The organism is uncultured Sphingomonas sp. (assembly GCF_937871615.1).
Lineage (GTDB): Bacteria > Pseudomonadota > Alphaproteobacteria > Sphingomonadales > Sphingomonadaceae > Sphingomonas.
Genome location: NZ_CALMPA010000021.1, coordinates 85,927 through 110,951, shown reverse-complemented (window position 1 = coordinate 110,951; position 25,025 = coordinate 85,927). Strand labels below are relative to the sequence as shown.

Here is a 25,025-nt window from a genome sequence, read left to right as displayed (position 1 = left end):
TATACATAAGTCTATAATGATATATCTACCACCCGGTTTCGAGGCACGCGGGGTTCGTGGCTGCGGCGCGCGAGATCGCGGGCAATCGCCATTGTTATCGCGACCTTTACCGTTGGGTCGCTAACCAGCCCTCGCGGAACCGGGGGGGGCGAATATGATGGCGCTGGGCAGAAACGCGCGATCGGCGCTGGGGTTGGCGGCGCTATTCGTCGCGGTGCGGCTGATCGTGTTGGCGCTCGGCCAGCGGTTTGACGCGGACAATCTCGCAAGCTGGATGCAGATCGCCGATCTTGCGCTGTTGCGCGAGCATCTGTGGCGCACGCTCTGGTATCTCCACAGCCAGCCGCCGTTGTTCAACCTGATCGTGGGGCTGGCGCTGCGCGCCGGGCCGGCGGGTTTTCCCTGGGTGATGGGGGCGATCTACGCCATCGTCACGCTTGGCGGCATCCTCGCGGTCCATGCGTTGCTGCGCGAGCTGACCGGGCGGCCACGGCTCGCGCTCGTCGTGGCGGCGTGGCTGTGCGTGTCGCCGGCGGTGCTGCTGTTTTCGCAAAAGCTCTATTATGACGGGCTGGTGCCGTGGCTGTTGTGCATGGCGCTGTGGGGCGTCCACGCCGGGCTGACGCGGCGATCGCCCGGCTGGCTGCTGTTCGGGTTCGCGATGCTCGCGGCGACGATCCTGCTGCGCTCGATGATCCACCCGGTGCTGTTCGTGGCGATGCTGGTGATCGCGCTGCTCGCGGGCGCGGGGCAACGCCGCCGGGTGCTGCTTGCCGCCGCGCTGCCGGGCGCGATGATCGGGGCGGTGATGCTCAAGAACCTCGTGATCTTCGGCTCGACCGCGCTCAGTAGCTGGGCGCCGCTCAACGTCGATCACACCACGGTCGATCGCCTGCCGCTGGCGACGCGCGTGGCGATGATCCGCGAGGGGAAGCTGTCGCGCTTCGCGGTGGTGGATGGTTTCTCCCCGCCGCCGGTCTATCTCGCGATGCTCCCGCCGATCGCGCCAACCGGCGAGCCGAGCCTCGACAATCTGCGCAAGTCGACCGGCCAGGATAATTGGAACCACATCCTCTACACGAAGATCGGCGGGGCGCGGGCGCGCGATGCGATCGTCGGGCTGATGGCCGATCCGGCGGGGTTCGCCGGCGTGCTCGCCACCTCGCTCTATCACTTCAACAGGCCGCCGAGCGAGTTCAAGGGGCTGGAGCGCAATCGCGCGGTGATCGCGCCATGGGAGCGGCTGGGCAATGCGATTGTCGGCCTTCAGCCGGCGGCGTGGCTCGGGCGGATCGACGATCCCGCACGAAACACCGCTCCGTTGCTTCAGGTTTCGCTGACCGAGCTGGTCGCGCTGCTGCTCTATACCGGGTTCGCGCTGTCGGTGGGCGCGCGGCTCATCGCTTTGCTGCGCGCGCGCGCGTTGTCGGCAATGCCCGTGACGCTTGCGAGCGAGGCGGCGCTTCTGCTGTTCGGCGGCTGGGTTGTGGTGATCTCCAGTTCGTTCGACGTGTGGGAGAATAATCGCGCGCGCTTCGATATCGGGCCGGTGTTGCTGATCGGCGCGCTGATCTGCGCGGTGCGGCTGCTCGATCGGTGGCGTGCGCGCGATCGGTTGGCGGACGCGGTGGCCATGGCGCCGGTAAATGCGCCAGGTGCTTGCTAACAGGCGCGGTTTCTCTATTCCTCAAGGCCCGTGCCGATGATTTTCGGCGGCAAATGTCGAGAGGCGAATGAATACAGCCCCCGTGCGCTCGGCCCTGGCTCGAAAAACCGGATTGGACGCGCGCACCGTTGCGGGGCTGGCCGCGATGATTTTGTTCTTCATCATCAGCGGCTCGATCACCTATTTCAACGTGCGCGTTCTGGTGGAGGATTCGGCGCGCATCCAGCATTCGCACACGGTCATCCGCTCGATCGACGATCTGCTGTCGAGGGTGCAGGATGCCGAGACCGGCCAGCGCGGCTATCTGCTGACCGGCCACGATCGCTATCTTGAGCCGTATCGCGCGGCGGTGGCCGGCCTGCCCGCGCAACTTGACGAGGTGGCGTCGCTCATCGCGGGCAATCCGGCGGAGGTGGCGCGGATGATCGTGTTGCGCCGCCATATCCGCGACAAGTTCGCCGAACTGGCCGAAACGATCGAGCTTCGCCGCACCAGCGGCGTGGCGCCGGCGTTGACGGTGCTCAATAGCGATCGCGGCAAGATCGAGATGGATGCGATCCGCGAGCAACTAGGCCTGATGCTGCAGGAGGAATCGCGGCTGCGCGGCGAGGGGATCGCGGCGATGGCCGGCGCCTATCGCGTGGTGTGGCTGACGATCGCGGTGACCGGGCTGGTGGGCATCGCGCTGGCGATCGCGATCGGCGCGCTCGTCCGCCGCGTGGCGCTGGAGCGCGATCGGCGCGATTGGCTGCTGTCCGGTCGGATCGAACTGGGTGGCGCGGTGCTCGGCGATCTGGGGGTGGGGCAGCTTGGCGACAATATCCTCGCCTTTCTCGCGCGGTTCCTGGGTGCGGAAGCGGGGGCGATCTTTATCGGTGACGGCAGCAATTATCGCCGCATCGCGACCTATGGCGTGCCGTCCGACGCCGGGATCGTCCAGAATTTCGCGCGCGGCGAGGGGGTGCTCGGGCAGGTCGTCACCGATGATGCGCCGACGGTGCTGAGCGATGTGCCGGAGGGCTATCTCACGATCGGCTCGGCGCTGGGGCGCGATCGCCCGCGCCATCTGGCGATCGCGCCGGCGCACGCGGACGGGGTGGTGCAGGGCGTGGTCGAGCTTGGCTTCCTGCACAGGATCGACGATCGCGCGCTCGAACTGCTCACCGAATCCGCGGGCGCGATCGGCATCGCGCTCCGTTCCGCGCGCTATCGCGGCGAATTGCAGAATCTGCTGGAGGAAACCCAGCGCCAGTCGGAGGAATTGCAGGTCCAGAGCGAGGAACTGCGCGTTTCGAACGAGGAGCTGGAGGAGCAGAGCCGCGCGCTGCGGGATTCGCAAGGCCGGCTGGAGCAGCAGCAGGCGGAACTGGAACAGACCAATGTTCAGCTTGAGGAACAGGCGCAGCAGCTTGAGGCGCAGCGTGACGACCTCGCCCGTTCCAATGCGGCGGTGGAGCTGAAGGCGCGCGAACTGGAACAGGCCAGCCGCTACAAATCCGATTTTCTCGCCAATATGTCGCACGAACTGCGCACGCCGCTCAATTCGCTGCTGATCCTCTCCAAGCTGCTCGGCGACAATGCGGAGGACAATCTTTCCGAGGAGCAGGTGAATTATGCCCGGACGATCCATTCGTCGGGCAATGATCTGCTCGGGCTCATCAACGATATCCTCGATCTGTCGAAGATCGAGGCCGGGCATGTGCAGATCCGCCCCGAAACGGTGGCGCTGGAGCGGCTGGCGACTGATCTGCGCCCGCTGTTCCAGCCGGTGGCGGATGAGCGGCACCTGCAATTCGAGATCGGCATCGCCCCGGATTGCCCCCCGACGATGGATACCGACCGGCAGCGGCTGGAACAGATCCTCAAGAATCTGCTGTCCAACGCGTTCAAGTTCACCGCCGAGGGCAGCGTTCGGCTGACGATCGCGCGCGCGGGCGACGATCGCCTTGCCTTTGCCGTCACCGATACCGGGATCGGCATCCCCGCCGAGCAGCAGCGCGGCATCTTCGAAGCCTTCCACCAGGCCGATGGCACGATCAGCCGGCGCTATGGCGGCACGGGGCTGGGGCTGTCGATCTCGCGTGAGCTGGCGCGGCTGCTCGGCGCGACGATCGCGCTGGAGAGCACCGAAGGGCAGGGCAGCAGCTTCACCGTCACCCTGCCGCTCGGTTACGATCCCGCGCTGGTCGCCCCGCGCGATGCGTCGCAGGCGGCGAGCCCCGCCGATCCGGTCGCCGCGATCCGGCAATCGCCGCCGGCCCGCCCGCCGCGCCCCGCCACGTTGCCACGTCGCGTGGACGATGATCGCGATGGATTGAGCGACGCGCGGCGCATCTTGCTCGTCGTAGAGGATGACGCGGCCTTCGCCGGCATCGTTCGCGATCTGGCGCGTGAAATGGGCTTTCAATGCCTTGTCGCGGGCACCGCGGAGGAGGCGCTCGACCTTGCCCGCAAGTATCGCCCGAACGCGGTGGTGCTCGATGTCGGGCTGCCCGATCAATCGGGGCTCGCGGTGCTCGATCGGCTGAAACGCGATGTCGCGACGCGGCATATCCCGGTCCATGTCATCTCGGGCGCCGATCATACGCAGACTGCGCTGTCGCTTGGCGCGATCGGCTATCTGATGAAGCCGGTGAAGCACGAGGAACTGGCGACCGTGCTGGATTCGCTATCCTCCACGCTTACCCGCACGATGCGCCGCGTGCTGATCGTTGAGGATGATCCGCGCCAGCGCGAGGCGGTCGGTAAGCTGCTCGCTTCCGGCGAGGTCGAAACGGTCGGCGCGGGCACGGCGGCCGAATGCCTGGAGCGGCTGAAGGAGCAGACGTTCGATTGCATGGTGCTGGATCTCAACCTGCCCGATGCGACCGGCTTCTCGCTGCTCGAAACATTGCGCGCGGATGGCGATCATGCCTTCCCGCCGGTGATCGTCTATACCGGGCATGATCTTTCGCCCGAACAGGAACAGCGCCTGCGCCGTTATTCGGATTCGATCATCATCAAGGGCGCCCGCTCGCCCGAACGGCTGCTCGACGAGGTTTCGCTGTTCCTCCATCAGGTGGTGAACGAACTGCCGCCCGAACAGCAGAAGATGATCCAGAAGGCGCGCAGCCGCGATGCGATCCTCGAAGGGCGGCGCATCCTCATCGTCGAGGATGACGTGCGCAACGTCTATTCGCTCACCAACATCCTTGAGCCGCGCGGTGCGATCGTGGAGATCGCGCGCAACGGGCGCGAGGCGATCGACGCGCTGGACAAGGCGGCGGAGGGGGCTGCGCCGGTGATTGATCTCGTGCTGATGGACGTGATGATGCCGGTGATGGACGGGCTGACCGCGACGCGCACGATCCGCGAGGACGGGCGCTGGCGCAGGCTGCCGATCATCATGCTTACCGCCAAGGCGATGCCCGACGATCACGAACGCTGCATCGAGGCGGGCGCGAACGATTACATGGCCAAGCCGCTGGATGTGGACAAGCTGCTCTCGCTCGTCCGCGTCTGGATGCCGCGATAAGGCGCGCGGGCGTTGCGCGACGAGATCGAGGATATCGAGATCGAGCTGCTGCTCGATGCGCTTTACCGGCGCTATCATTATGATTTCCGCAATTATGCGCGTGCCTCGATCAAGCGCCGGCTGCGGCAGGCGCGTGAGCAGATGGGCCTGCCCAATTTCTCGGCGATGCAGGAAAGGCTGCTGCATGATCCGGCGATGCTGAGCGCGCTGCTCGGCTATCTCACGGTGCAGGTGAGCGAGATGTTTCGCGATCCGCAGTATTTCCGCACGATCCGCGAAAAGGTCGTGCCGCATCTGCGCACCTATCCGTCGCTGCGCATCTGGATCGCGGGATGCAGCAACGGCGAGGAGCTATATTCCTTCGCCATCCTGTTTCGCGAGGAAGGGCTTGAGGAACGCACGATATTCTATGCCACCGATATCAATCCCGATGCGCTGACGGCGGCATCGAACGGCATCTATTCGCTCGATCGCATCAAGACCTTCACCGAAAATCACCAGCGCGCCGGGGGCAAATCATCGCTCTCCGATTATTACAGCACGGCTTATGGCGGGGCTGCGTTCGACAAGAGCCTGTGCAGCCGCGTGGTGTTTTCCGATCACAGCCTGGTCACCGACGCGGTGTTCGCGGAGATGCACCTGATATCGTGCCGCAATGTGCTGATCTATTTCGATCGCCCGTTGCAGGATCGCGCGATCGGGCTGTTTCGCGATTCGCTCACGCGCAACGGTTTCCTGGGGCTCGGCGCCAAGGAAAGCCTTCGCTTTTCCGATCATGCGCGCGCTTTCGCCGATTTCGACCGGGACGAGAAAATCTACCAGAGGCGCGAGGCATGAGCGCGGCGCGGATCGAGGCGATCGTGATCGGCGCATCGGCGGGCGCGGTGGAGGCATTGTCGGCGATCTTGCCGCGCCTGCCGGCGGATTATCAATTGCCCGTGATCGTCGTCGTCCATGTGCCCGCAGACCGGCGCAATGTGATGGCGCCGCTGTTCCAGTCCAAATGCCGTGTCGCGGTGCGCGAGGCGGAGGATAAGGAGCTGGTCGTCGGCGGCACGGTCTATTTCGCGCCGCCCGATTATCATCTGCTGGTGGAAGTCGATCGCACGCTGTCGCTGTCTGCGGACGAGCCCGTGCTCTATTCGCGACCGTCGATCGACGTGTTGTTCGAAAGCGCGGCGGAGGCTTATGGCCCTGCGCTTGCCGGGGTGGTGCTGACCGGCGCCAATCAGGATGGCGCGCGCGGGCTTGCCGCGGTGGAGGCGGCGGGCGGGATCGCGCTGGTGGAAGACCCGGCAAGCGCCTGTTCATCGGCGATGCCGCTTGCGGCGCTCAACGAATGTCGCGCGGCGCGCGCGCTGTCGATCGACGCGATCGCGCACTGTCTGCTTGATCTGGGAGGTGTATGAAGGAGGCGATGGAGCAGGTCCACGTTCTGCTGGTCGATGATCTGGAGGGCAATCTCCTTTCCCTCGAAGGCTTGCTGCGGCGTGACGATCTCGTCGTGCTCAAGGCGCGTTCGGGCGAGGAGGCGCTGGAGCTGTTGCTCCACCATGATGTCGCGCTTGCACTGCTCGACGTGCAGATGCCGGGGATGGACGGGTTCGAACTGGCCGAATTCATGCGCGGCAGCGAGCGGACGCGCCATATCCCGATCATCTTCGTGACCGCGGGCAGCGCCGACAGCCAGCGGCGCTTTCGTGGCTATGGCGCGGGCGCGGTGGATTTCATCCAGAAGCCGATCGAGCCGGATATCCTGCGCAGCAAGGCCAACGTCTTCTTCGATCTTCACCGCCAGCGCCAGCAGATCGCCGCGCAACGTGACGAACTGGAAGCCGCCGCTCGCGCCTTGCGCGATGCCGATCGGCACAAGGACGAGTTTCTCGCCGTGCTCGCGCACGAATTGCGCAATCCGGTTGCGGCACTGGGCGGGGGGCTCCACCTGCTCAAGCGGCGCGGCGATTCCGAACAGGGTGCTGCGATCCGCGAACAGATGGAGCGGCAATTGTTCCATCTCTCGCGGCTGGTGGAGGATCTGCTCGATATCTCGCGGATCAGCGAGGGAAAGATCTCGCTCAAGCGGGAGAGGGTGGCGCTGAACGAGGTTCTGCGCTCGGCGATCGAGGTAAGCCGCCCCAATCTCGAAGCCGGCGGCCATGTGTTCACGCAACAATTGCCGGACGAGCCGGTGTGGCTCGATGCGGATCATACGCGGCTGGCGCAGGTCATCGGCAACCTGCTCAACAACGCCGCCAAATACACGCCGGCGGGCGGCGAGATATCGCTGACGGCGCGGCGTGTGGGCGGCGACGTGGAAATCGTGATCGCCGATACGGGCATCGGCATCCCGCTCGAAATGCAATCGCGCATCTTCCAGATTTTCGCGCAGGTCGAGGATCATCGCGCGCGCGCGCAAGGTGGGTTGGGCATCGGGCTGGCGCTCGTCAAACAGCTCGTCGCGCTGCATGGCGGCACCATCACGGTGGCGAGCGGCGGGCCGGGCAAGGGCAGCGTCTTCACCGTGCGGATGCCGCTGGTCGATGGCCCCGCCGATCATTCCCCATCGGTCGCGGTCGAACGGGTCCGGTAAGGATCGCCGCCGGATGCGCGCCAGTTCGCAACGTGCTAAAATGGCGGGATGACGGCGGCGGGCATCCTTGGGCTGGCGGCAAGCGTCAGCCTGTTGAGCGGATGGCGGCTGTACCTTTGCGTGTTCGTCACCGGCCTTGCGATGCATTTCGGCTGGATCGCGATGCCCGCGCATCTCCATATGCTCGATGTGCTCGCCAGTCCGTGGGTGATCGCGGTGGCGGGCATCGGCGCGCTGGCGGAATTTTTCGCGGACAAGGTGATGTGGGTCGATAGCGGGTGGGATATGGTTCACACGCTGATCCGCCCGGTGGGGGGCGCGCTGCTCGCGCTGGCGATCGTCGATCCCGGCGACCCCAAATGGCAGGTCGTGGCCCTGCTGCTCGGTGGCGGCGCGGCGATGCTTACCCATGGCGCGAAGGCGGGTACGCGCGCGCTGGTCAACGCCAGCCCGGAGCCGGTGTCGAACGCGGTTCTGTCGGCCGGCGGCGATATCGCGACGGTCAGCCTGCTGCTCGCCGCCTTCGCCAGCCCGTGGGTGGCGGCGATGGTCGCGCTTCTGGTGCTCGCGGTGGCGCTTATCGTGCTGATGCTGTTGCGCGGCCTCTATCGCCGGGCCACCCGCAAGGGCGCGTGATCCTCAGCGATCGGCGCGTGCCTGCATCACGCGGCGCCCGTCCGCGGCGAACGCGCCCAGCTCGATCGCCTCGCCGTCGCTGCGCATCGCGAGGTGCAGCGTCTCACCGGCGATCGCGGGCGAAACGCCGCGGAAGGAGAAGGTCTTGAGCGCCTGCTCGCCCAGTTCGCGCCGCGCGAGTTCGAGCAGCAGCGTCGCGGTGAGCGGGGCGTGGACCACCAGCCCGCGATACCCCTCCTTCGCGGTGGCATAGGCCAGATCGTAATGAATCCGGTGGCTGTTGAAGGTCAGCGCCGAATAGCGGAACAGCAGGGGTGCCGCGGGCGCGATCGTCCGTATCGCGTCCCAGCCGGCGGGATCGAAACTGCCGATGCCGGGCAGCGGCGGCGATGGCGGCGCGTTCTTCGGCGCAGCCTCGCGATAGACGATCGACTGCACCTCGCGCAGCGCAAGCTCCCCGGCGGCAAGCACGTCATGCGCCAGATCGACGAAGATCAGTTCGCCCGACGCGCCATGTTTGTGCGTGACGGATATGATGCGCGATCGCCGCTCAATCGCGTCGCCGGTGCGGATCGGCTGGAGGAATTCCATCCGGCTCGACGCCCACATGCGGCGTGGGAGCGTGATTGGCGGCAGGAAGCTGCGCGGGCCGAGATCGCGGCGGGGGTGCCCGTCGGGGCTGAGCATCGCGGTCGGCGCGTCGGGCAGGCACAGGCACCAGTGGAAGCCGAGTGGGGCAGTGCCGTCGAGCGGCGCGGCGCGGTCGAGCGTGGCGCACCAGCGCGCCAGCACGCCGGGATCAGCCCGGTCGGTCTGCGTCTCGGTCCGCCCGGCCCATTCGCTCCAATCGTCCATCGCGTCCCCCAAATCCCTATGCGGCGCGCTCGAAGATCGCCGCGATCCCCTGCCCGCCGCCGATGCACATGGTTTCGAGGCCATAGCGCCCGCCACGTCGTTGCAGTTCGCGGGTGAGATTGGCAAGGATGCGCCCGCCGGTCGCGCCGATCGGGTGGCCGAGCGAGATGCCCGATCCGTTGACGTTGAGCATGTCGTTGCGGCTGTCGTCTGCGCTCCAGCCCCAACCTTTCAGCACCGCGAGCACCTGTGGCGCGAACGCCTCGTTCAGCTCGACCAGATCCACATCGCCCCAGCCAAGGCCGTTGCGCGCGAACAGCCGCTCCACCGCCGGCACTGGCCCGATCCCCATCCGCGCGGGATCGCAGCCGGCGGAAGCGGCGCTGTGGAACCAGGCGATCGGCTCCAGCCCGAGTTCCTCAAGCTTGTCCTCCGCCACGACGAGGCAGGCCGCCGCCGCGTCATTCTGCTGGCTGGCGTTGCCCGCAGTGACGATCGCGCCGGGAATCGCCTTCGCCTCCAGCGGCTTGAGCGCGCCAAGCGTCGCCATGCTGGCATCGGCGCGATAGCCCTCGTCGTGCGCGAAGATCACCGGATCGCCCTTGCGCTGCGGGATGGCGACGGGGACGAGTTCGTCGTCGAACAGCCCCTTTTCCCACGCCGCCGCCGCGTGCTGGTGCGAGCGGACGGCATAGGCATCCGCCGCCTCGCGGGAGATGCCGTAGTCGCGCGCGAGGTTTTCCGCCGTCTCGATCATTCCCGAGATCACGCCGAAACGCTCGATCGGCTGCGACATCAGCCGCCCGCGCGTCAGCCGATCGTGAAGCATCAGCCCGCCCGCGCGCGTGCCGCGCCGCCCTTCGATGGTGTAATATTCGACGTTCGACATGCTCTCCACGCCACCCGCGACCACCACGTCGGACATGCCCGTCTGGATCATCATCGCCGCGTTGACGACCGCCTGAAGCCCCGAGCCGCAGCGCCGATCGAGCTGATAGCCCGGCACCTCGATTGGCAGCCCGGCGGCAAGCCAGGACCAATGGCCGATCGCGGGCGCCTCAGCGTTGCCGTAACCCTGGCTGAACACCACGTCGTCGACGCGGGCGGGATCAATCTTCGTCCGCTCGATCAGCGCCTTCAGGATCACCGCGCCGAGCTGCCCGGCGTTCATGCCGGCAAGCGCGCCGCCGAACTTGCCGACGGGGGTGCGGATCGGGGCGACGATGGCGGCGCGGCGCAGGGTCATTGGGCAATTCCTACGATGTTTGAGTCGATGAGACGGGCGATCTCGCCCGAGGATAGCGACAGGCGCTCGGCAAGCACCTGCTCGGAATGTTCGCCGTTGCGCGGCGCCGATGCCGGCGGGCGGCGTTCGAGTTGCGGCACGGTGGCGAAGGCACCGGCGGCGGGATAGGCGAAGCCGCTCGGGTTCTCCGCTGGCCCGAAGATCGGATTGTCGCGCACCAGCGCGGGATCGCGGACTGCATCGGACATGGCACGATAGGCTGAATGGACCACGCCGCCTGCATCGAGCGCGGCGGCGAGATCGGCGTGGGTGCGCCGCGCGAATGCCTGTTCGAACAATGGAAACAGCGTGTCGCGATGATTGAAACGCAGCCCGTCGTCCCGCGTGAAAGACACGCCCAGCCGCGCTTCCGCCGCCGCGACCGCCGCACCTAGATCGAGTGCTGCGAGCAAATTGGCCCATTGGCGCGGCGTGACGACGACGATCATCGTCCGCACGCCATCGGCGGTGACGAAATCGCGCCCGAATAACCCGTAGACGGTATTGCCGAGCCGTGGCCGATCGGCGCCGGTGTACAGCACCTCGGCCATGCTGCCGAGATTCGCGACCGTGCCGATCGCGACATCGGAAAGCGGGATGCGCACCTCGCCACCGTCGCCGGTCTCCGTCCGGCGACGCAGCGCCGCGAGCAGCGCGAAGGCGGCATAGGCCCCGCTCAGCAGATCCCATGCGGGCAGCACATGGTTCACCGGCTCCGGCCCCGCGCCCGTCAGCATCGGATAGCCGACCGCATTGTTGACCGTATAATCGAGCGCCGGCGCGCCATCCGCCCAACCCATCACGCGCACGGTGACGAGATCGGCGCGGCCTTCAGCCAGCACGTCATGCGCCATGAAGCCCTTCGCCGGGAAATTGGTGATGACCTGGCCCGTCGCGCGCACCAGCGCCTGCAACAATTCCCGCCCTTCCGGTCGCGCGAGATCGAGCGCGACCGATTTCTTCGCGCGGTTCAGGTTCTCCCAATAGAGCGAGTCATTCGCCGTCGTCACCGGCCAGCGCCGGAAATCGGGGCCGCCGCCGATCTGGTCGACGCGGATCACCTCCGCCCCCATCTGCGCGCAATAAAGCCCCGCGGTGGGGGAGGCGACGAACGACGACGCCTCGATCACCGACAGGCCGGTGAGGATGTCATACATGCGCGCCTCCTACGCCAAGGCAAAGCCCCCCTCCTTCAGGGAAGGGGTGGGGGGTGGGGGAGGTTTCATCGAGACCAACGCTCTTGACTGCCCCACCCCAACCCCTCCCTTGAAGGGGAGGGGCTTTAGGCGCTGCCCTAAACACCCGCGTTGAATTCGCGCAGCATATGCTTGGCGATCTGGAGCTGGAGGATCTGCGTCGTGCCCTCGTAGATGCGATAGATGCGCGCATCGCGGAAGAAGCGTTCCGCATCATATTCGGCGAGATAGCCCGCCCCGCCATAGACCTGCACACAGCGATCGACCACGCGCCCGCACATCTCGGATGCGAACACCTTGAATGCGGCGGCCTTGCGCAACACGTTCTCGCCCGCGTCGGCGCGGCGCGTCACGTCCGCCATCATGCATTCGGCGGCGTAGATTTCGATCTCGCTGTCGGCGAGCATCTGCTGGATGAGCTGGAAATTGGCGATCGGCTCCCCGAACGCCTTGCGCTCGGTGGCGTAGCGGATCGCGCTGTCGAGCGCGCGCCGCGCATAGGCCGCCGCCGCCGCGCCGACCGACATGCGCCCGTTATCGAGGCTCATCATCGCATAGACGAAGCCCTTGCCCAGTTCGCCGCCGAGCAGCGCATCATCGGCTAGGTGAACATCCTCCATGACGATATCGGCGATATGGCTGCCGGACTGGCCCATCTTCCTGTCGGATTTGCCTACTGACACGCCGGGCGCGTCCATCGGCACGATGAAGGCGGAGACATGCGCGTTCTTCGGCAGATTCTCCTTCGAGGTGCGCGCCATGATGAGGCCGACCCGCGCGTGCGGGGCATTGGTGATATAGCGTTTGGTGCCATTGAGCACCCAGCCGCTGTCGATTTTGATCGCCGTGGTCTGAAGCCCGGCGGAATCCGATCCCGATCCCGGCTCGGTCAGCCCGAAACAGGCGATCTCGCCGCTCGCGACGCGCGGCAGCCATGCCGCTTTCTGTGCCGCCGTTCCGCCATTCTTCAGCGCGGAGCAGAACATGCCGATGTTGATCGAGATGACCGAGCGGAACGCGGGCATGGCATAGCTCAGCGTGTGGATCGTGCGCACATATTGGCTGACGTTCATCCCGGCGCCGCCGAACTCCTCCGGCATCGTCAGGCCGAACAATCCCATGTCGCGCATCTCGGCGAGGATGTCGGCGGGAATCTGGTCACTCTCGACGATCGCGCGTTCCGCCGGGATCAGCCGCTCGCGAACGAAACGGGCGAGTTGTTCGATGAACTGTTCGAACACGTCCGCATCCATGCCGGGATTGGTGGTGCTCATGCGGGCTCCTCAGACCGGATCATAGGGGAAGACATGCGCCGAAACCTCGTCGGCGCGCGCGAAGCTGGGGCGGAAGGCGGGGATCAGTTCGTCCGCGATGCTTTGTGCCGTCCAGCCGTCCGCCTTCACCATCGAGCGGATCGGGCGCGGTTTCGAGAACAGCATGATCTCGTTTCGGCGCACCGAGAATATCTGGTTGGTCACATCCTTCGCGCGATCCGACGCCAGATAGGCGACGAGCGGCGCGATCTTGTCCGCGCTCATGGATTGCATCCGTTCGACGCGCTGCTTCTGCTCCGGCGTCTCGGCGGGGATGGAGGCGGTCATGCGGCTCCAGGCGAAAGGGGCGATGCAATTGGATCGCACGCCCACCCGCGCCATGTCGAGCGCGATCGACTGCGACATCGCCACCAGCCCCAGCTTGGCGGCGGAATAATTCGCCTGCCCCAGATTGCCGATCAGCCCGCTGGTGGAGGTGAAGTGGATGAAGCTGCCCGATTGCTGCTCACGGAAATAGGGGGTGGCGGCCTTCGATACGTTGAACGCGCCGGTGAGGTTCACGTCGATAACGCTCGTCCAGTCCGCATGGCTCATCTTGTGCCAGATCGTGTCGCGCAGGATGCCGGCGTTGTTCACCACCGCGTCGATCCGGCCGAAGCGCCGCACCGCATCCTCGACGATCGACGCCGCCGCCTTGGGATCGGCAACATCGGCGAGATTGGCGATCGCCTGGCCGTCCGCCGCGACGATATCGGCAACGGTGGTTTCCGCCGGCCCCGCGTCGCCGCCATCGCCGCCCTGCGCGACGCCGGGGTCGTTCACCACCACCGCCGCGCCCTCGCGCGCGCAGAGCAGGGCGATCTCGCGCCCGATGCCGCGCCCCGCGCCGGTGATCGCGACGACCTTCCCCTCCAGAATGCGGCTCATCGCATTTCTCCTTTGAGTCGATCCGCCGGGCGATAGACCGCACGCCAGATTTCTTCAACATTTCGAATTGAATTTCACATATATGAAAATTATCGTAGCGCGATGACCGGCCCGATCCGCTCCGTCGCGCAAGCGTTCGCGATCCTTCGCCTGCTTGGCGAGAGCAGCCCGATGACGCTTTCCGATATCGCGCGCATCGTGGGGATCAGCCCGTCGAGCTGCTTCAACCTGCTGAAAACCCTGCTCGACGAAGGTGCGATCGAGCGGGATGCACGCACCAGATCATATCGCCTCACGCGCGTCTGGGCGGCGGCGGAGGCGTTGCGCGATGATGCGGCGCAGGGGCTGGCGGAGCGCGCGCGCCCGGCGATGACGAGGCTCGCGCAGACGAACGACGCCGCGATCGGCCTGTGGAAAGTGATCTCGCGCGAACGGGTGCGCCTCATCCTCCGCGCGGAGAGCGATGCGGGGTTGCGCGTCGCCATGGCCGACGGCCAGCGCCAGCCGCTTGGCGGCGGGGCGGTTGGGCGCGCGCTCGCGGCGGCTGAGGGCGTGGACGATGATGAACTCGCGCGGCGCTATGCCGCGGTACGCTGGCAGACGGCTCTGCCGTTCGCCGATTACGCGGCGCAGGTGCGGCTGGCGCGTGAACGCGGCTTCGCCGCGGACGATGGCTTCGCGCATCGCGGCATCTGCACCGTCGCGGTGCCGATCGCCGAAATCGCGCCGGGCTTCTGCCTGTCGGCGTCGCTTTTCGCCGGTGCGCGCGGGGAAGCGGAAATCGTCGCGCTGGCGGATGAACTCGCGCAACTGCGCACGACCCTGCTGCCGGCCTGATCCGCCCCTTGCCTTGGGGCCACCCGATGGTCAGAGCGCGCAATCAACGCCGCATCCGGAGCGAATCTTCATGCCCAATGTCTTCGATCTGCCCGCCTTGCCGACCGTCGCGATCGACGGAGACGACGGGCGCTTCCCGGTCGGGCGGATATTCTGCGTCGGGCGCAATTATGCCGATCACGCGCGCGAGATGGGAAGCAATCCCGATCGCGAACCCCCGTTCTTCTTCAGCAAGTTCGCGCAGGCGCTGGTGCCGGGGGGCGGCACGATCCCCTATCCGCCGGTGACGGGCGATCTGCATTATGAGGCGGAACTGGTCGTCGCGATCGGCCACGAGGGCGCGGCGGTGGCGGCGGAGCGCGCGCTCGATCTCGTCTATGGCTATGCCGCCGGGCTGGATATGACGCGGCGCGATCTTCAGGCGCAGGCGAAGGACAAGGGGCGCCCGTGGGATATCGCGAAGAACTTCGCCTTTTCCGCGCCGATCGGTTCGCTGCGCCGTGTGGCGGACGCCGGCCATCTCGCGTCGGGCGAGATCACACTCGCGCTCAACGGCGTTATCCGTCAGCGCGGCGATATCGGCGATATGATCTGGAATGTCGCCGAGGTGATCGCCCACCTTTCGCGGCTGGAGCGATTGCTGCCGGGCGATCTGATCTACACCGGCACGCCCTCTGGCGTCGGCGCGGTGGCGCCCGGTGACCGGCTGACCGTTTCGATCGCGGGGCTTGGCCCGCTTGCCGTGACGATCGGCGAACGCGAGGCGGATTTCGCCTGAGCCGCGATCGGGGCGGGTGGTAAATCGCGCCGTAATCGCGCAGGCTGAGCCGATGGCAACCGCAACGGATATCGCGCCCACCATCTTCGCCCCGATCGCGCCGTCCCCCGCGCTCAGGGATGACGAGCCTTATGCGCGTGACGAGCTTCTCCATGAGATTTTCGAGGCCGCCTGCCACGCATATGCCACGCATCAGGCGGTGCGGCAGATCGACATAGACGCCGAAAGCAGCCGCCGGGCCGAACTGACCTATGCCGAGTTGCGCGATCGCGCGCTGCGCTTCGCCCATCGGCTGCGCGAACTTGGCGTGAAACGCGGCGATCGCGTGGTGATCTGCCTTCCGCGCGGGCTCGATCAATATATGGCGATCCTGGGCACGCTGTGGTGCGGCGCCTGCTATGTGCCGGTCGACTGGAGCTACCCGCAGGAGCGGATCGACTATATCGCGGAGGATAGCGCGGCGGTGCTCGTCGTCACCGCCAGCCAGCGGGCGGAGGCGATGCCGATCCGCGCGCTGGCGGTGGACGCGGCGCTGGGCGATCTCGCCGCGCGCCCCGCCGATCCGCTCGACCGCGCCGAAACCGGCGCGACGCCCGACGATCTGGCCTATATCATCTACACTTCGGGCACGACCGGGCGGCCCAAGGGCGTGATGATCTCCCATCGCAACGCGTGCCACCTCGTCCGCTCCGAAAGCGCGATCCTCGCGCTCGATGCGACGGATCGGGTGTTCGGCGGCTTCAGCCTCGCTTTCGACATGTCGGTCGAGACGATGTGGAGCGCGTTCTTCGTCGGCGCCACACTGCTCGTGGCGTCCGAGGCGCTGGCCGGTGCCGGACCGGACATGGCGATCGTGCTCGCGGCGGAAGCGGTGACGGTGTGGCACGTCGTCCCGTCGCTGCTCACGCTGGTGGAAACCGACATGCCGGCGCTGCGGCTGCTCAATCTTGGCGGGGAGGCCTGCCCGCCCGATCTGGTCGATCGCTGGGCGCGGCCGGGGCTGCGCATCCTCAACACCTATGGCCCGACCGAAACCACGGTGACGGCAACCTGGACGGAGGTGCAGCCCGGCCGGCGCATCACGATCGGGCGGCCCTTGCCCGGCTATACCGCGTGGATCGTCGACGAAAGTCTGTGGCCCGTGCCCGCGGGCGCGGAAGGGGAATTGGTGATCGGCGGCCCCGGCGTCGGCGCGGGCTATGTCAACCGTCCCGATCTGACCGCCGAGAAATTCGTCCGGACCCCGTTCGAGGGGCCGGATGGCGAGACCGTGCTGATCTATCGTTCGGGCGATCTCGTGCGGCTCGACGCGGTGGGCGATATTGATTTCGTCGGGCGGATCGACACCCAGGTGAAGATTCGCGGTTTCCGCGTCGAACTGGGCGAGATCGAGGCGGTGATCGCGGACGATCCGGCGGTGGCGCAGGCGGTGGTCCATCTGTTTCGCGATGATGACGGGGCGGAGTTCCTCGCCGGTTTCATCGTGCCGCGCGGTGGCGCGAAGGTCGATCTGGAAGCGGTGCGCGCGCGGGTGCGCGATCGCCTGCCCAATTATATGCGCCCGGCGGCCTATCAGTTGCTGGATGTGCTGCCGACGCTGCCCGCATCGGGCAAGGTTGATCGCAAGGCCTTGCAGCGCCCGGCGCTCGCCCCCGCCGCCGATCGCGAGACGGTCGCCCCGGCGACGCCGCTGGAGGAGACGCTCCACGAAATCTGGGCGGTGGCGTTCGCGCCGCTGAAGGTATCGGTGCTCGACGATCTGTTCGAGGATCTGGGCGGCCATTCGCTCAAGGCCGCGCGGCTGGTTTCCGCGATCCGCAAGGCGCCGGGGCTGGCGGGCGTTTCGATCCAGGATCTCTATGCCGCGCCCAATATCCGTGCGCTCGCCGCCCGGCTGGAGAGCGCCGCGCCGGAGCATGTGGCCGTCGCATTGCCGTTCCATCGTATCGCCGCGTGGAAACGCTGGTTGTGTGGCCTCGCGCAGACGATCGCGCTGATCCCGATCTTCACCATCGCCGGGCTGCAATGGTTCTTCCCTTATGTCGCCTATACGCGGCTCACCGATCAGGTCGATCGCGTGCCGGCGCTGCTGATTAGCGGGCTGAGCTTCGTCTTCATCCCGCCGCTGGCGATGCTCGCCTCGATCCTCGTCAAATGGCTGGTGATCGGGCGGTTTCGCGCGGGCGATTACCCGTTGTGGGGCAGCTATTATTTCCGTTGGTGGTTCGTTCGTCGCTTTTCGGAGGTGATCGCGACGCCCTATCTCGCGGGCACGCCGCTGATCCGCACCTATTACCGGCTGCTCGGCGCGAAGGTGGGCCGCGATGCCTTTATCGGGCGCGGCAATATCGACGCCGCCGATCTGGTGACGATCGGGGACGGCGCGATCGTCAGCGATTATGCGATGCTCGCGACCAGTTCGGTCGAGCGCGGGCTGCTTCGGCTCGGGCGCGCCGATATCGGGCGCAAAGCCTTCGTCGGCTCGATGGCGGTGGTCGGGCGCGATTGCGCGATCGGCGAGGGCGCGGCGCTGGAGGATCTCTCGGCCCTGCCGGTCGGCGCGCGCATCGGCCCGCGCGAACGCTGGAGCGGTTCGCCCGCCGCGTGCGTCGAACACGGCCTTGCGTGGGAGCCGCGCCCGCGCGGCGGCTTCGCGCGGCGCTTCGCGGTCGGCCTTGCGCTCACGCTTGCCGCGCTGATCCTGCCGCTGGTCGCCATCGTGCCGATCGCGCCGGGGCTGATCGCGATGATCGAGATCGACTGGCGCAGCGAGAGCTACACCTATCTGCTGATCGCGCCGCTGCTCGCCACCACTTATGTCATCCTGATGTGCGTGTTGACGGTGATCGCCAAGCGGCTGTTCCTCGGCCGTGTCCGCCCCGGTCGCTATCGCATGGATAGCTGGTTCTACGTTCGCTTCTGGTTCGTCCAGCAGGTCAACGATCTCGCGCTCAGGCTGCTTCACCCGATCTATGCGACGCTTTACGTCATCCCCTGGTATCGCGCGCTGGGCGTGAAGGTGGGGCGGCGCGCGGAGATTTCGACCGCGGCGGCGATCGTTCCCGATCTGGTCGATATCGGGCCGGAGAGCTTCATCGCCGATGCCGTGCTGTTCGGCGCGGCGCGGGTGGAGCCGGGCGCGATCCGGCTCGCCCATACAAGGATCGGGCGGCGCAGCTTCATCGGCAATTCCGCGCTGCTGCCGACCGGCGCGACGATCGGCGACGGCGTGCTGATCGGCGTGCTTTCCAAGCCCCCCGAAAACGGCGAGGCGGCGCGCGCGGACGGCACCTGGTTCGGCTCCCCGCCGATCTCGCTTCCCGTCAGGCAGAAGGTGGGGCTGTTCGACGAGGGCGCGCGCTTCAATCCGGGGCCGAAACTGGTTGCCAAGCGGCTGGCGATCGAGGCGATCCGCGTCACCCTGTCGCTCACCGCGTTCATCGTCTTCTTCACGCTGCTGCTGTCGGCGGTGGGCGAACTGGATGACATGCGCAACGGCGGCTATCTCGTGCTGGTCGCCTTTCCCTTCCTCTATATCGGCTTCGCGCTAGGCTGCGGGCTGGCGGTGGTGGCGCTGAAATGGCTGGTAATGGGGCGCTACAGGCCCACCACCCAGCCGTTGTGGAGCACCTTCGTCTGGCGCACCGAACTGGTGACCGCGACCTATGAGAATCTCGCGGTGCCCAATCTGCTGGAGCCACTCCGCGGCACGCCATGGCTGCCCGCCTATTTCCGGCTGCTCGGCTGCCGGATCGGCAAGCGCTGCTATCTCGACACCACCGATCTCACCGAACACGATCTGGTGACGATCGGCGACGATGTCGCGCTCAACGATTTCGCCGGCTTGCAGACGCATCTGTTCGAGGATCGCGTGATGAAGGTGAGCGGCGTCACCGTGAAGGATCGCGCGACGATCGGCTCCTATGCCATCGTGCTCTACGATGCGGAGATCGGCGAGGACGCGCAGCTTGGCGACCTGTCCGTGGTGATGAAGGGCGAATCGCTGCCGGACGGCACATCATGGGAAGGTTCGCCCGCCCGCCTCTCGCGCGGCGGGTGATGCGCATCGAATGGGTGACGGGGGATGCGGCGATCCCGCCGCTCGCCCCGGATGGCGTTTGCGTCTGGCATGGCCCGCTCGATGATGCTCGCGCGCTCCTGACGCGGGCGGCGCTGACGGCGGGCGATCTCGCCGATCTCGCCAGGCGCCCGCGCGCGGCGTGGCGCGCGGAGCGGCGGCGGGCGACACGCGCCTTGCTCGCCGCGCTGGCGGGGGTGCATCCCGATACGATCGTCCTGGCGCGCTCGCGCTTCGGCGCGCTCGCGGTGGTCGCGCCCGCTGGCTGGTGGCTGAGCGTCGCGGGGCAGGGGGCGCATTGCGCGATCGCGCTCGCGCGAATGCCGATCGGGGTGGATATCGAGCCGCTCGACCAGCCCGCTTTGCCCGACGATTTGTTCACCCCGCGCGAACTGCATGATGGCGGCGATCGCCTGCTGCGCTGGACCGCGAAGGAAGCCCATGCCAAGCGTTTCGCCCGCGCCGACGCCGCCGATCCGCGCGCGATCGAAACCGATCTGTCGGGCGAGGTGATTCGGGCATCGTCCGGCGATGGCGCATCCCGCTGCGTCTCGCGGCGCGCCGGCGGTTCGATCATCACGGTGGCGCTACCCGCCTGATCGCCGTCAGCCCGATCGCGCGCGGCGCGTTTTTTCGATTGATGACAGGTTGATGACAGCGACGCGCGTTATCGGGCGCCAGTCAAAATATCTCCGCGCGCGCCGCGACGACGGAGAGAAGCTCAGGAATCGGAGAACAGGGTGCGCGCTGCTGCACAAGGGACATTATTGGCATCAATCGCGCGCCGCCTGACCGCCGCCACCGTCGGCATGGTTGCGCTCGCCGCTGCCGCGCCCGCTTCCGCCGATCCGGCGCTCGCCCAGGTCGACGCGATCTTCGCGCGCTGGTCGGGCAAGGATGCGCCGGGCTGTGCCGTGGCGGTGTCTCGCGACGGGAAGGCGATCGCCATGCGTGCCTATGGCATGGCCGATCTTGAGCACGCGATCCCGGCGACGGTCGATTCGATCTACGAGGCGGGATCGGATTCCAAACAGTTCACCGCCGCCGCGCTGCTGATGCTGGCGCGTGACGGCAAGCTGTCGCTCGACGACGATGTGCGCAAATATCTTCCCGAACTGCCCGACTACGGCGCGACGATCACATTGCGGCAGATGCTCCATCACGTCAGCGGGCTGCGCGACTGGGGCTCGCTGGGCGCGCTCGAAGGCTGGCCGCGCAACAGCCGCACCGCCAACAATGATGACGTGCTGAAGCTGGTCGCGCAGCAAAAGGAGCTGAACTTCGCGCCCGGCACGCATTATCTTTACAGCAACAGCAATTATAACCTCGCCGCGATCGTCGTCGCGCGGGTGAGCGGGCAGTCGCTGGCGGACTTCACGCGCGATCGCATCTTCAAGCCGCTCGGCATGACGCAAACGAGCTGGCGGGACGATTACCACCGCCTCGTCGTCGGGCGTACCGGCGCCTATGAGGCGTCGGCGGCTGGCTATCGCAACGAGCAGGTGATCGAGGACGCCTATGGCAATGGCGGATTGCTGACTACGGTTGGCGATCTCGTCAAATGGCAGGCCGCGCTCGACAGCGACTTCTTCGGCAAGGGCTTCGTCGCGGAAATGGAGCGGCCGTTCGTGCTCGCTGGCGGGATCAGGATGGCTTACGGGCTGGCGCTGGTCGGTGGCGATCACAATGGCGTGTTCGAGGTGAGCCATTCCGGCTCCACCGGCGGCTATCGCGCATGGATGGCGCGCTATCCGGCGCAGAAGCTCGCGGTGTCGCTGCTGTGCAATACGGGCGAGGCGGATACGCCGACGCTCGGGCGGCAGGTGGCGGATCTCTATCTGCCGGCGTTTCGCGCCAAATCCTATGCGCCGCGCGGGGCGCTGCCGACGGGCGTGTGGGTGGATCGGCTGACCGGCTTTCCCTATCGTTTCGCGGCTGATGGCAAGGGCGGCATGACGGTCAACGGGCGCGCGCTCGTGCCGGTCGGGCCGGGGCGGTGGCAGTTGCGCGAGGACGTGTTCGCGTTCTCCGGGTCGGCGCTGGTGCGCGAAACGCGCGAGGGCGAACGCCAGCCGTTCGATCACGTCGCCGCGCCGGTGGCCGATCTCGCGCCTTATGCCGGGCGTTATTGTTCGGACGAGGTCGCGTCATGCATCACCGTCAAGGTGGATGGCGCGCGCCTCGTGTTCAGCGGCCCGCGCTGGAGCGGCCAGCCGCTTGAACCCGCCTATCGCGACGTGTTCACGGGCGATGCCGGGGCGCTCGAATCCAGTTTCGTCCTGAAGTTCCAGCGCGACGCAGCGGGCGGCGTCGCGGCGCTGCGCGTCGGCGAGACACGCGCTTTCAATCTTCTGTTCCGGCGAACCGGCTGAGCCGGGCGCCCCTTCGAAGCAAACAACAAAGCCAGCCCCGGAAAAAACCGGCGAGCTGGCTCGATCAAACTGACCAAAGGGATATGCTTATGTCGATCCATCGTGAAAGCCTGCGCCGCGCGCTCCTGCGGGGCACCGCCGGAACCGCCTTGTTCATCTCGCCGCTTTTCGGCGCGGCAGCACTCGCGCAGACCGCGCCTGCACCCGTGGCAGTCGATGCGGACGCCGATGCCGCCACCGATATCGTTGTGACGGGTTCGCGCATCGACAAGGCCGGCTTTGACGCGCCGACGCCGACCACCGTTGTCGGCGAGGCGGAGCTGCAGATGGGCGCGCGCCCGAGCATCGCGCAGGCGCTCAACGATCTGCCGCAGTTCCGCGCGACGCAGAGCCCGACGAGCACGGTGGCGAACACCAATTCCTCGTCGTCCGCGATGGATCTGCGCGGCCTCGGCGTGACGCGCACGCTGACGCTGCTCAACGGTCGCCGCTTCACCGGCTCGGCCGATCTCAACACGATCCCGCAGAACATGGTGAAGCGCGTCGAGGTCGTCACCGGCGGCGCGAGCGCGGCATGGGGCTCCGGCGCGGTCGGCGGCGTGGTCAACCTGATCCTCGACAACAAGCTTCAGGGCCTCACGGTCGGCGCGCAGAACGGCATTTCGTCGCGCGGCGACGGCCATCGCTACAGCTTCAACGGCTCGTTCGGCACCAGCTTCGCGGGTGGGCGCGGCCACTTCATGATCGGCGGCGAATATCAGCGTGACGAAGGCATCTTCGATCGCTTCTCGCGCCCCAATCTCGGCAGCACCGATCTGTTCTCGCCGGTCGGCGGCGCGAACGGGCACAATCTGGTGCTGTCGCCCGACGTGTTCTACGCCAATTTCGGCACGAACGGCCTGATTACCTCCGGCCCGGCGTCGCTGATCGGCAAGACGTTCAACGCCAATGGCACGGTGCGTCCGTTCCAGTTCGGCCAGGTCGGCCTCGGCGGCACCACGATGGTGGGCGGCGAGGGCGTTTCGTCGAACAGCGAGCACACGCTGACCAATCCGTATCAGCGCTACAACAGCTATGCCCGCCTCAGCTACGATGTCGGCCAGGCGACCTTCTGGGCCGATGCCACGTTCAGCCGCATCTGGGCGAAATATCCGTTCTACGCCGAAACCGGCACCTACACGCTGAGCGGCGTGAACCCGTTCGTGCAGCAGGCGCTTGGTGGACAGGTCGCCCCGACCGGCACGATCAAGGTCGGTCGCGTGTTCGAGGATTACGGTATGCGCACCTTCGGGTTCAGCCGCCGCAACATCGAGGGCGCGATCGGCGTCGATGGCACGATCGGCGGCGGCAACTGGAAGTACAGCGCTTATTACGCGCACGGCGAACTGCGCAACGCGCAGAGCTATGACAACCAGATCACCGGCGCGAACCTCACCCTGGCGCTCGATGCGGTGTATGACGCGGGCGGCAACATCGTATGCCGTGATGCGCTGACCAACCCGACCACCGCGTGCCGCCCGCTCAACATCCTCGGCGCGGGCCGCGCCGATCCGGCGGCGGTGCGCTATGTGTTCGGCAATCAGGCGAGCGTGGCCTACACCACCAAGCTCGACACCACCGGCTTCAGCCTGCGCGGCGATGCGTTCAACACCTGGGCGGGGCCGGTTTCGGTCGCGGTCGGCGGCGAAGCGCGCTGGGAAAGCATCACCACCAACTCGCTCGATCCGGTGTCGGCGGCGAAGGGCTTCAGCCGCTTCAACTTCTCGCCGCTCAACGGCGGGTTCAACGTGCAGGAAGGCTTCGGCGAAGTCGCGATCCCGCTGCTCGACCAGCCGTTCAGCAAGCTCGATATCAACGGCGCGGCGCGTTACAGCCACTACAGCTCCTCGGGCGGCATCTGGTCGTGGAAGGTCGGCGCCACCGATCGCATCTTCAACAACCTGCTGCTGCGCTTCTCGCGCTCGCGCGATATCCGCTCGGCCAGCCTGACGGAGATGTACACCACGGTCGCCACGAGCTTCTCGTCGGTCGCGGAGAACGGCCAGACCTATCCGGTGACGCGCTACGCCGGCGGCAACCCGAAGCTGCGCCCGGAAATCGGCAGCACGCTGACGGTGGGCGCGGTGTTCACGCCGACCGCGGTGCCGGGGCTCAACCTCTCGGTCGATTACTACAATATCGAGATCCGGGACGCGATCGTCTCGCTCGGCGCGCAGGACATCGTCACGAGCTGCAGCCTGGGCAATGCCAATGCCTGCGCCCAGATCGAGCGTGCTCCGGCTATCCCGCCGGCGACGCTTGGCGCGCCGACGGTGATCCACTCCACCTATATCAACCTCGCGCAATACAAGACGCGCGGGCTTGATATCGAGGCGTCCTATGTGTTGCCGATGAGCCGCATCAGCAACATGCCCGGCTCGCTGCGTTTCCGCGCGCTGGCGACCTATGTGCCCAAGGTGGAGATCAACAATGGCGTCGCGGTGATCCAGCGCGCGGGCGACGTGGGTGACAATGTGAACTTCGGCACGCCGAAGTGGCGCGGCACCGGCTCGATCACCTATACGAACAGCGATTTCTCGATCGACGCGCGGGTGCGCTATGTCGGCGGCGGGGTCTATGACCACACGCTCGATATCGCGAACAACAAGATCACCAGCCGCACCTATCTCGATCTCGGCGGGCAGACGACGGTTGGCGGCTTCACGCTGTTCGCCAGCGTCAACAACGTGTTCGATCGCAAGGCGCCGCTCACCACCTATGGCTCGATCTTCTACGATTCGATCGGTCGCTATCTGAACGTCGGCGCGAAGGTTCATTTCTGAGCCCGCACGCGGATGACTGAGTGAGGGAAGGGGCGGTCGCGATGCGATCGCCCCTTTTCGCATATGGCGGCTTCGCGCCCGCCCGGTGGGTTGACGGCGCGGGGCGGGGATGAGAACGCAAACCTGCGGCAGCCGGGGCACAGGCGGGCCGGAATCGGCAAAATCTGTAAAAGGGGCAGGGCAATTGGCCGGGCG

General features: G+C 66.7%; 17 protein-coding genes. 12 read left to right on the top strand and 5 right to left on the bottom strand.

What is annotated here, in order from left to right:
- The first annotated feature begins 157 nt into the window (after window positions 1–157).
- The 6 genes from Q0316_RS04975 (at window position 158) to Q0316_RS04950 (ending at window position 8,406) form a co-directional block, all read left to right on the top strand.
- Window positions 158–1,666, top strand: coding sequence for a glycosyltransferase family 39 protein (locus Q0316_RS04975; protein ID WP_298670404.1), 1,509 nt, complete (start codon window positions 158–160; stop codon window positions 1,664–1,666).
- Window positions 1,667–1,811: 145 nt separating this feature from the next.
- The gene (locus Q0316_RS04970) at window positions 1,812–5,180 is read left to right on the top strand and encodes a response regulator (RefSeq protein ID WP_298670514.1); all 3,369 of its coding nucleotides are present in this window, start codon (window positions 1,812–1,814) and stop codon (window positions 5,178–5,180) included.
- Window positions 5,181–5,192: 12 nt separating this feature from the next.
- Window positions 5,193–6,017, top strand: coding sequence for a CheR family methyltransferase (locus tag Q0316_RS04965; protein WP_298670402.1), 825 nt, complete (start codon window positions 5,193–5,195; stop codon window positions 6,015–6,017).
- The gene (locus Q0316_RS04960; protein ID WP_298670400.1) at window positions 6,014–6,589 is read left to right on the top strand and encodes a chemotaxis protein CheB; all 576 of its coding nucleotides are present in this window, start codon (window positions 6,014–6,016) and stop codon (window positions 6,587–6,589) included. Before Q0316_RS04965 ends, Q0316_RS04960 begins: the two co-directional genes overlap by 4 nt.
- The gene (locus tag Q0316_RS04955; RefSeq protein WP_298670398.1) at window positions 6,586–7,770 is read left to right on the top strand and encodes a hybrid sensor histidine kinase/response regulator; all 1,185 of its coding nucleotides are present in this window, start codon (window positions 6,586–6,588) and stop codon (window positions 7,768–7,770) included. The genes Q0316_RS04960 and Q0316_RS04955 overlap by 4 nt, the downstream gene beginning before the upstream one ends.
- Before the next feature lie 48 nt (window positions 7,771–7,818).
- Window positions 7,819–8,406: a DUF4126 domain-containing protein gene (locus Q0316_RS04950; protein WP_298670396.1), complete on the top strand. Its 588-nt coding sequence runs from the start codon at window positions 7,819–7,821 to the stop codon at window positions 8,404–8,406.
- A 3-nt stretch (window positions 8,407–8,409) separates the two neighbouring features.
- On the opposite strand, the gene Q0316_RS04945 is transcribed toward Q0316_RS04950, so the two are convergent.
- From Q0316_RS04945 to Q0316_RS04925, 5 genes are all read right to left on the bottom strand, one after another.
- Window positions 8,410–9,261, bottom strand: coding sequence for a MaoC family dehydratase N-terminal domain-containing protein (locus tag Q0316_RS04945; RefSeq protein WP_298670394.1), 852 nt, complete (start codon window positions 9,259–9,261; stop codon window positions 8,410–8,412).
- A gap of 16 nt (window positions 9,262–9,277) precedes the next feature.
- Entirely contained in the window at window positions 9,278–10,507 is a 1,230-nt protein-coding gene (locus Q0316_RS04940) for an acetyl-CoA C-acetyltransferase (protein ID WP_298670392.1), read from the bottom strand.
- Window positions 10,504–11,703 (bottom strand): CoA transferase, encoded by a 1,200-nt coding sequence (locus tag Q0316_RS04935; protein WP_298670390.1) that lies wholly within the window; start codon window positions 11,701–11,703, stop codon window positions 10,504–10,506. The genes Q0316_RS04940 and Q0316_RS04935 overlap by 4 nt, the downstream gene beginning before the upstream one ends.
- A 137-nt stretch (window positions 11,704–11,840) precedes the next feature.
- Window positions 11,841–13,016, bottom strand: a complete 1,176-nt coding sequence (locus Q0316_RS04930) for an acyl-CoA dehydrogenase family protein (RefSeq protein ID WP_298670388.1) — start codon at window positions 13,014–13,016, stop codon at window positions 11,841–11,843.
- A gap of 9 nt (window positions 13,017–13,025) precedes the next feature.
- A complete protein-coding gene (locus tag Q0316_RS04925; RefSeq protein WP_298670385.1) occupies window positions 13,026–13,943 on the bottom strand; it encodes an SDR family NAD(P)-dependent oxidoreductase in 918 nt (305 codons plus the stop codon).
- Window positions 13,944–14,045: 102 nt separating this feature from the next.
- On the opposite strand from Q0316_RS04925, the gene Q0316_RS04920 reads away from it, so the two are divergent.
- The 6 genes from Q0316_RS04920 (at window position 14,046) to Q0316_RS04895 (ending at window position 24,830) form a co-directional block, all read left to right on the top strand.
- Window positions 14,046–14,780 (top strand): helix-turn-helix domain-containing protein, encoded by a 735-nt coding sequence (locus Q0316_RS04920; protein WP_298670383.1) that lies wholly within the window; start codon window positions 14,046–14,048, stop codon window positions 14,778–14,780.
- Between the two features lie 70 nt (window positions 14,781–14,850).
- Window positions 14,851–15,558: a fumarylacetoacetate hydrolase family protein gene (locus tag Q0316_RS04915; protein ID WP_298670381.1), complete on the top strand. Its 708-nt coding sequence runs from the start codon at window positions 14,851–14,853 to the stop codon at window positions 15,556–15,558.
- 52 nt (window positions 15,559–15,610) lie between these two features.
- Entirely contained in the window at window positions 15,611–19,618 is a 4,008-nt protein-coding gene (locus Q0316_RS04910) for a Pls/PosA family non-ribosomal peptide synthetase (protein WP_298670379.1), read from the top strand.
- Window positions 19,579–20,235, top strand: a complete 657-nt coding sequence (locus tag Q0316_RS04905) for a 4'-phosphopantetheinyl transferase superfamily protein (RefSeq protein ID WP_298670377.1) — start codon at window positions 19,579–19,581, stop codon at window positions 20,233–20,235. The genes Q0316_RS04910 and Q0316_RS04905 overlap by 40 nt, the downstream gene beginning before the upstream one ends.
- Window positions 20,236–20,403: 168 nt before the next feature.
- Window positions 20,404–22,008 carry a serine hydrolase gene (locus Q0316_RS04900; RefSeq protein ID WP_298670375.1) on the top strand — a complete coding sequence of 535 codons (1,605 nt, stop codon included), beginning with the start codon at window positions 20,404–20,406 and terminating at the stop codon, window positions 22,006–22,008.
- A gap of 89 nt (window positions 22,009–22,097) precedes the next feature.
- Window positions 22,098–24,830, top strand: coding sequence for a TonB-dependent receptor (locus tag Q0316_RS04895; RefSeq protein ID WP_298670373.1), 2,733 nt, complete (start codon window positions 22,098–22,100; stop codon window positions 24,828–24,830).
- The last annotated feature ends 195 nt before the right edge of the window (window positions 24,831–25,025 follow it).

Bases quoted from the DNA above. Each gene is read 5' to 3' on its own strand.
- Q0316_RS04905 (WP_298670377.1), top strand. From the start codon at position 19,579: ATGGGAAGGTTCGCCCGCCCGCCTCTCGCGCGGCGGGTGATGCGCATC.
- Q0316_RS04895 (WP_298670373.1), top strand. From the start codon at position 22,098: ATGTCGATCCATCGTGAAAGCCTGCGCCGCGCGCTCCTGCGGGGCACC.
- Q0316_RS04975 (WP_298670404.1), top strand. From the start codon at position 158: ATGGCGCTGGGCAGAAACGCGCGATCGGCGCTGGGGTTGGCGGCGCTA.
- Q0316_RS04960 (WP_298670400.1), top strand. From the start codon at position 6,014: ATGAGCGCGGCGCGGATCGAGGCGATCGTGATCGGCGCATCGGCGGGC.
- Q0316_RS04920 (WP_298670383.1), top strand. From the start codon at position 14,046: ATGACCGGCCCGATCCGCTCCGTCGCGCAAGCGTTCGCGATCCTTCGC.
- Q0316_RS04955 (WP_298670398.1), top strand. From the start codon at position 6,586: ATGAAGGAGGCGATGGAGCAGGTCCACGTTCTGCTGGTCGATGATCTG.
- Q0316_RS04910 (WP_298670379.1), top strand. From the start codon at position 15,611: ATGGCAACCGCAACGGATATCGCGCCCACCATCTTCGCCCCGATCGCG.
- Q0316_RS04915 (WP_298670381.1), top strand. From the start codon at position 14,851: ATGCCCAATGTCTTCGATCTGCCCGCCTTGCCGACCGTCGCGATCGAC.
- Q0316_RS04925 (WP_298670385.1), bottom strand. From the start codon at position 13,943: ATGAGCCGCATTCTGGAGGGGAAGGTCGTCGCGATCACCGGCGCGGGG.
- Q0316_RS04950 (WP_298670396.1), top strand. From the start codon at position 7,819: ATGACGGCGGCGGGCATCCTTGGGCTGGCGGCAAGCGTCAGCCTGTTG.
- Q0316_RS04940 (WP_298670392.1), bottom strand. From the start codon at position 10,507: ATGACCCTGCGCCGCGCCGCCATCGTCGCCCCGATCCGCACCCCCGTC.
- Q0316_RS04945 (WP_298670394.1), bottom strand. From the start codon at position 9,261: ATGGACGATTGGAGCGAATGGGCCGGGCGGACCGAGACGCAGACCGAC.
- Q0316_RS04935 (WP_298670390.1), bottom strand. From the start codon at position 11,703: ATGTATGACATCCTCACCGGCCTGTCGGTGATCGAGGCGTCGTCGTTC.
- Q0316_RS04970 (WP_298670514.1), top strand. From the start codon at position 1,812: ATGATTTTGTTCTTCATCATCAGCGGCTCGATCACCTATTTCAACGTG.
- Q0316_RS04930 (WP_298670388.1), bottom strand. From the start codon at position 13,016: ATGAGCACCACCAATCCCGGCATGGATGCGGACGTGTTCGAACAGTTC.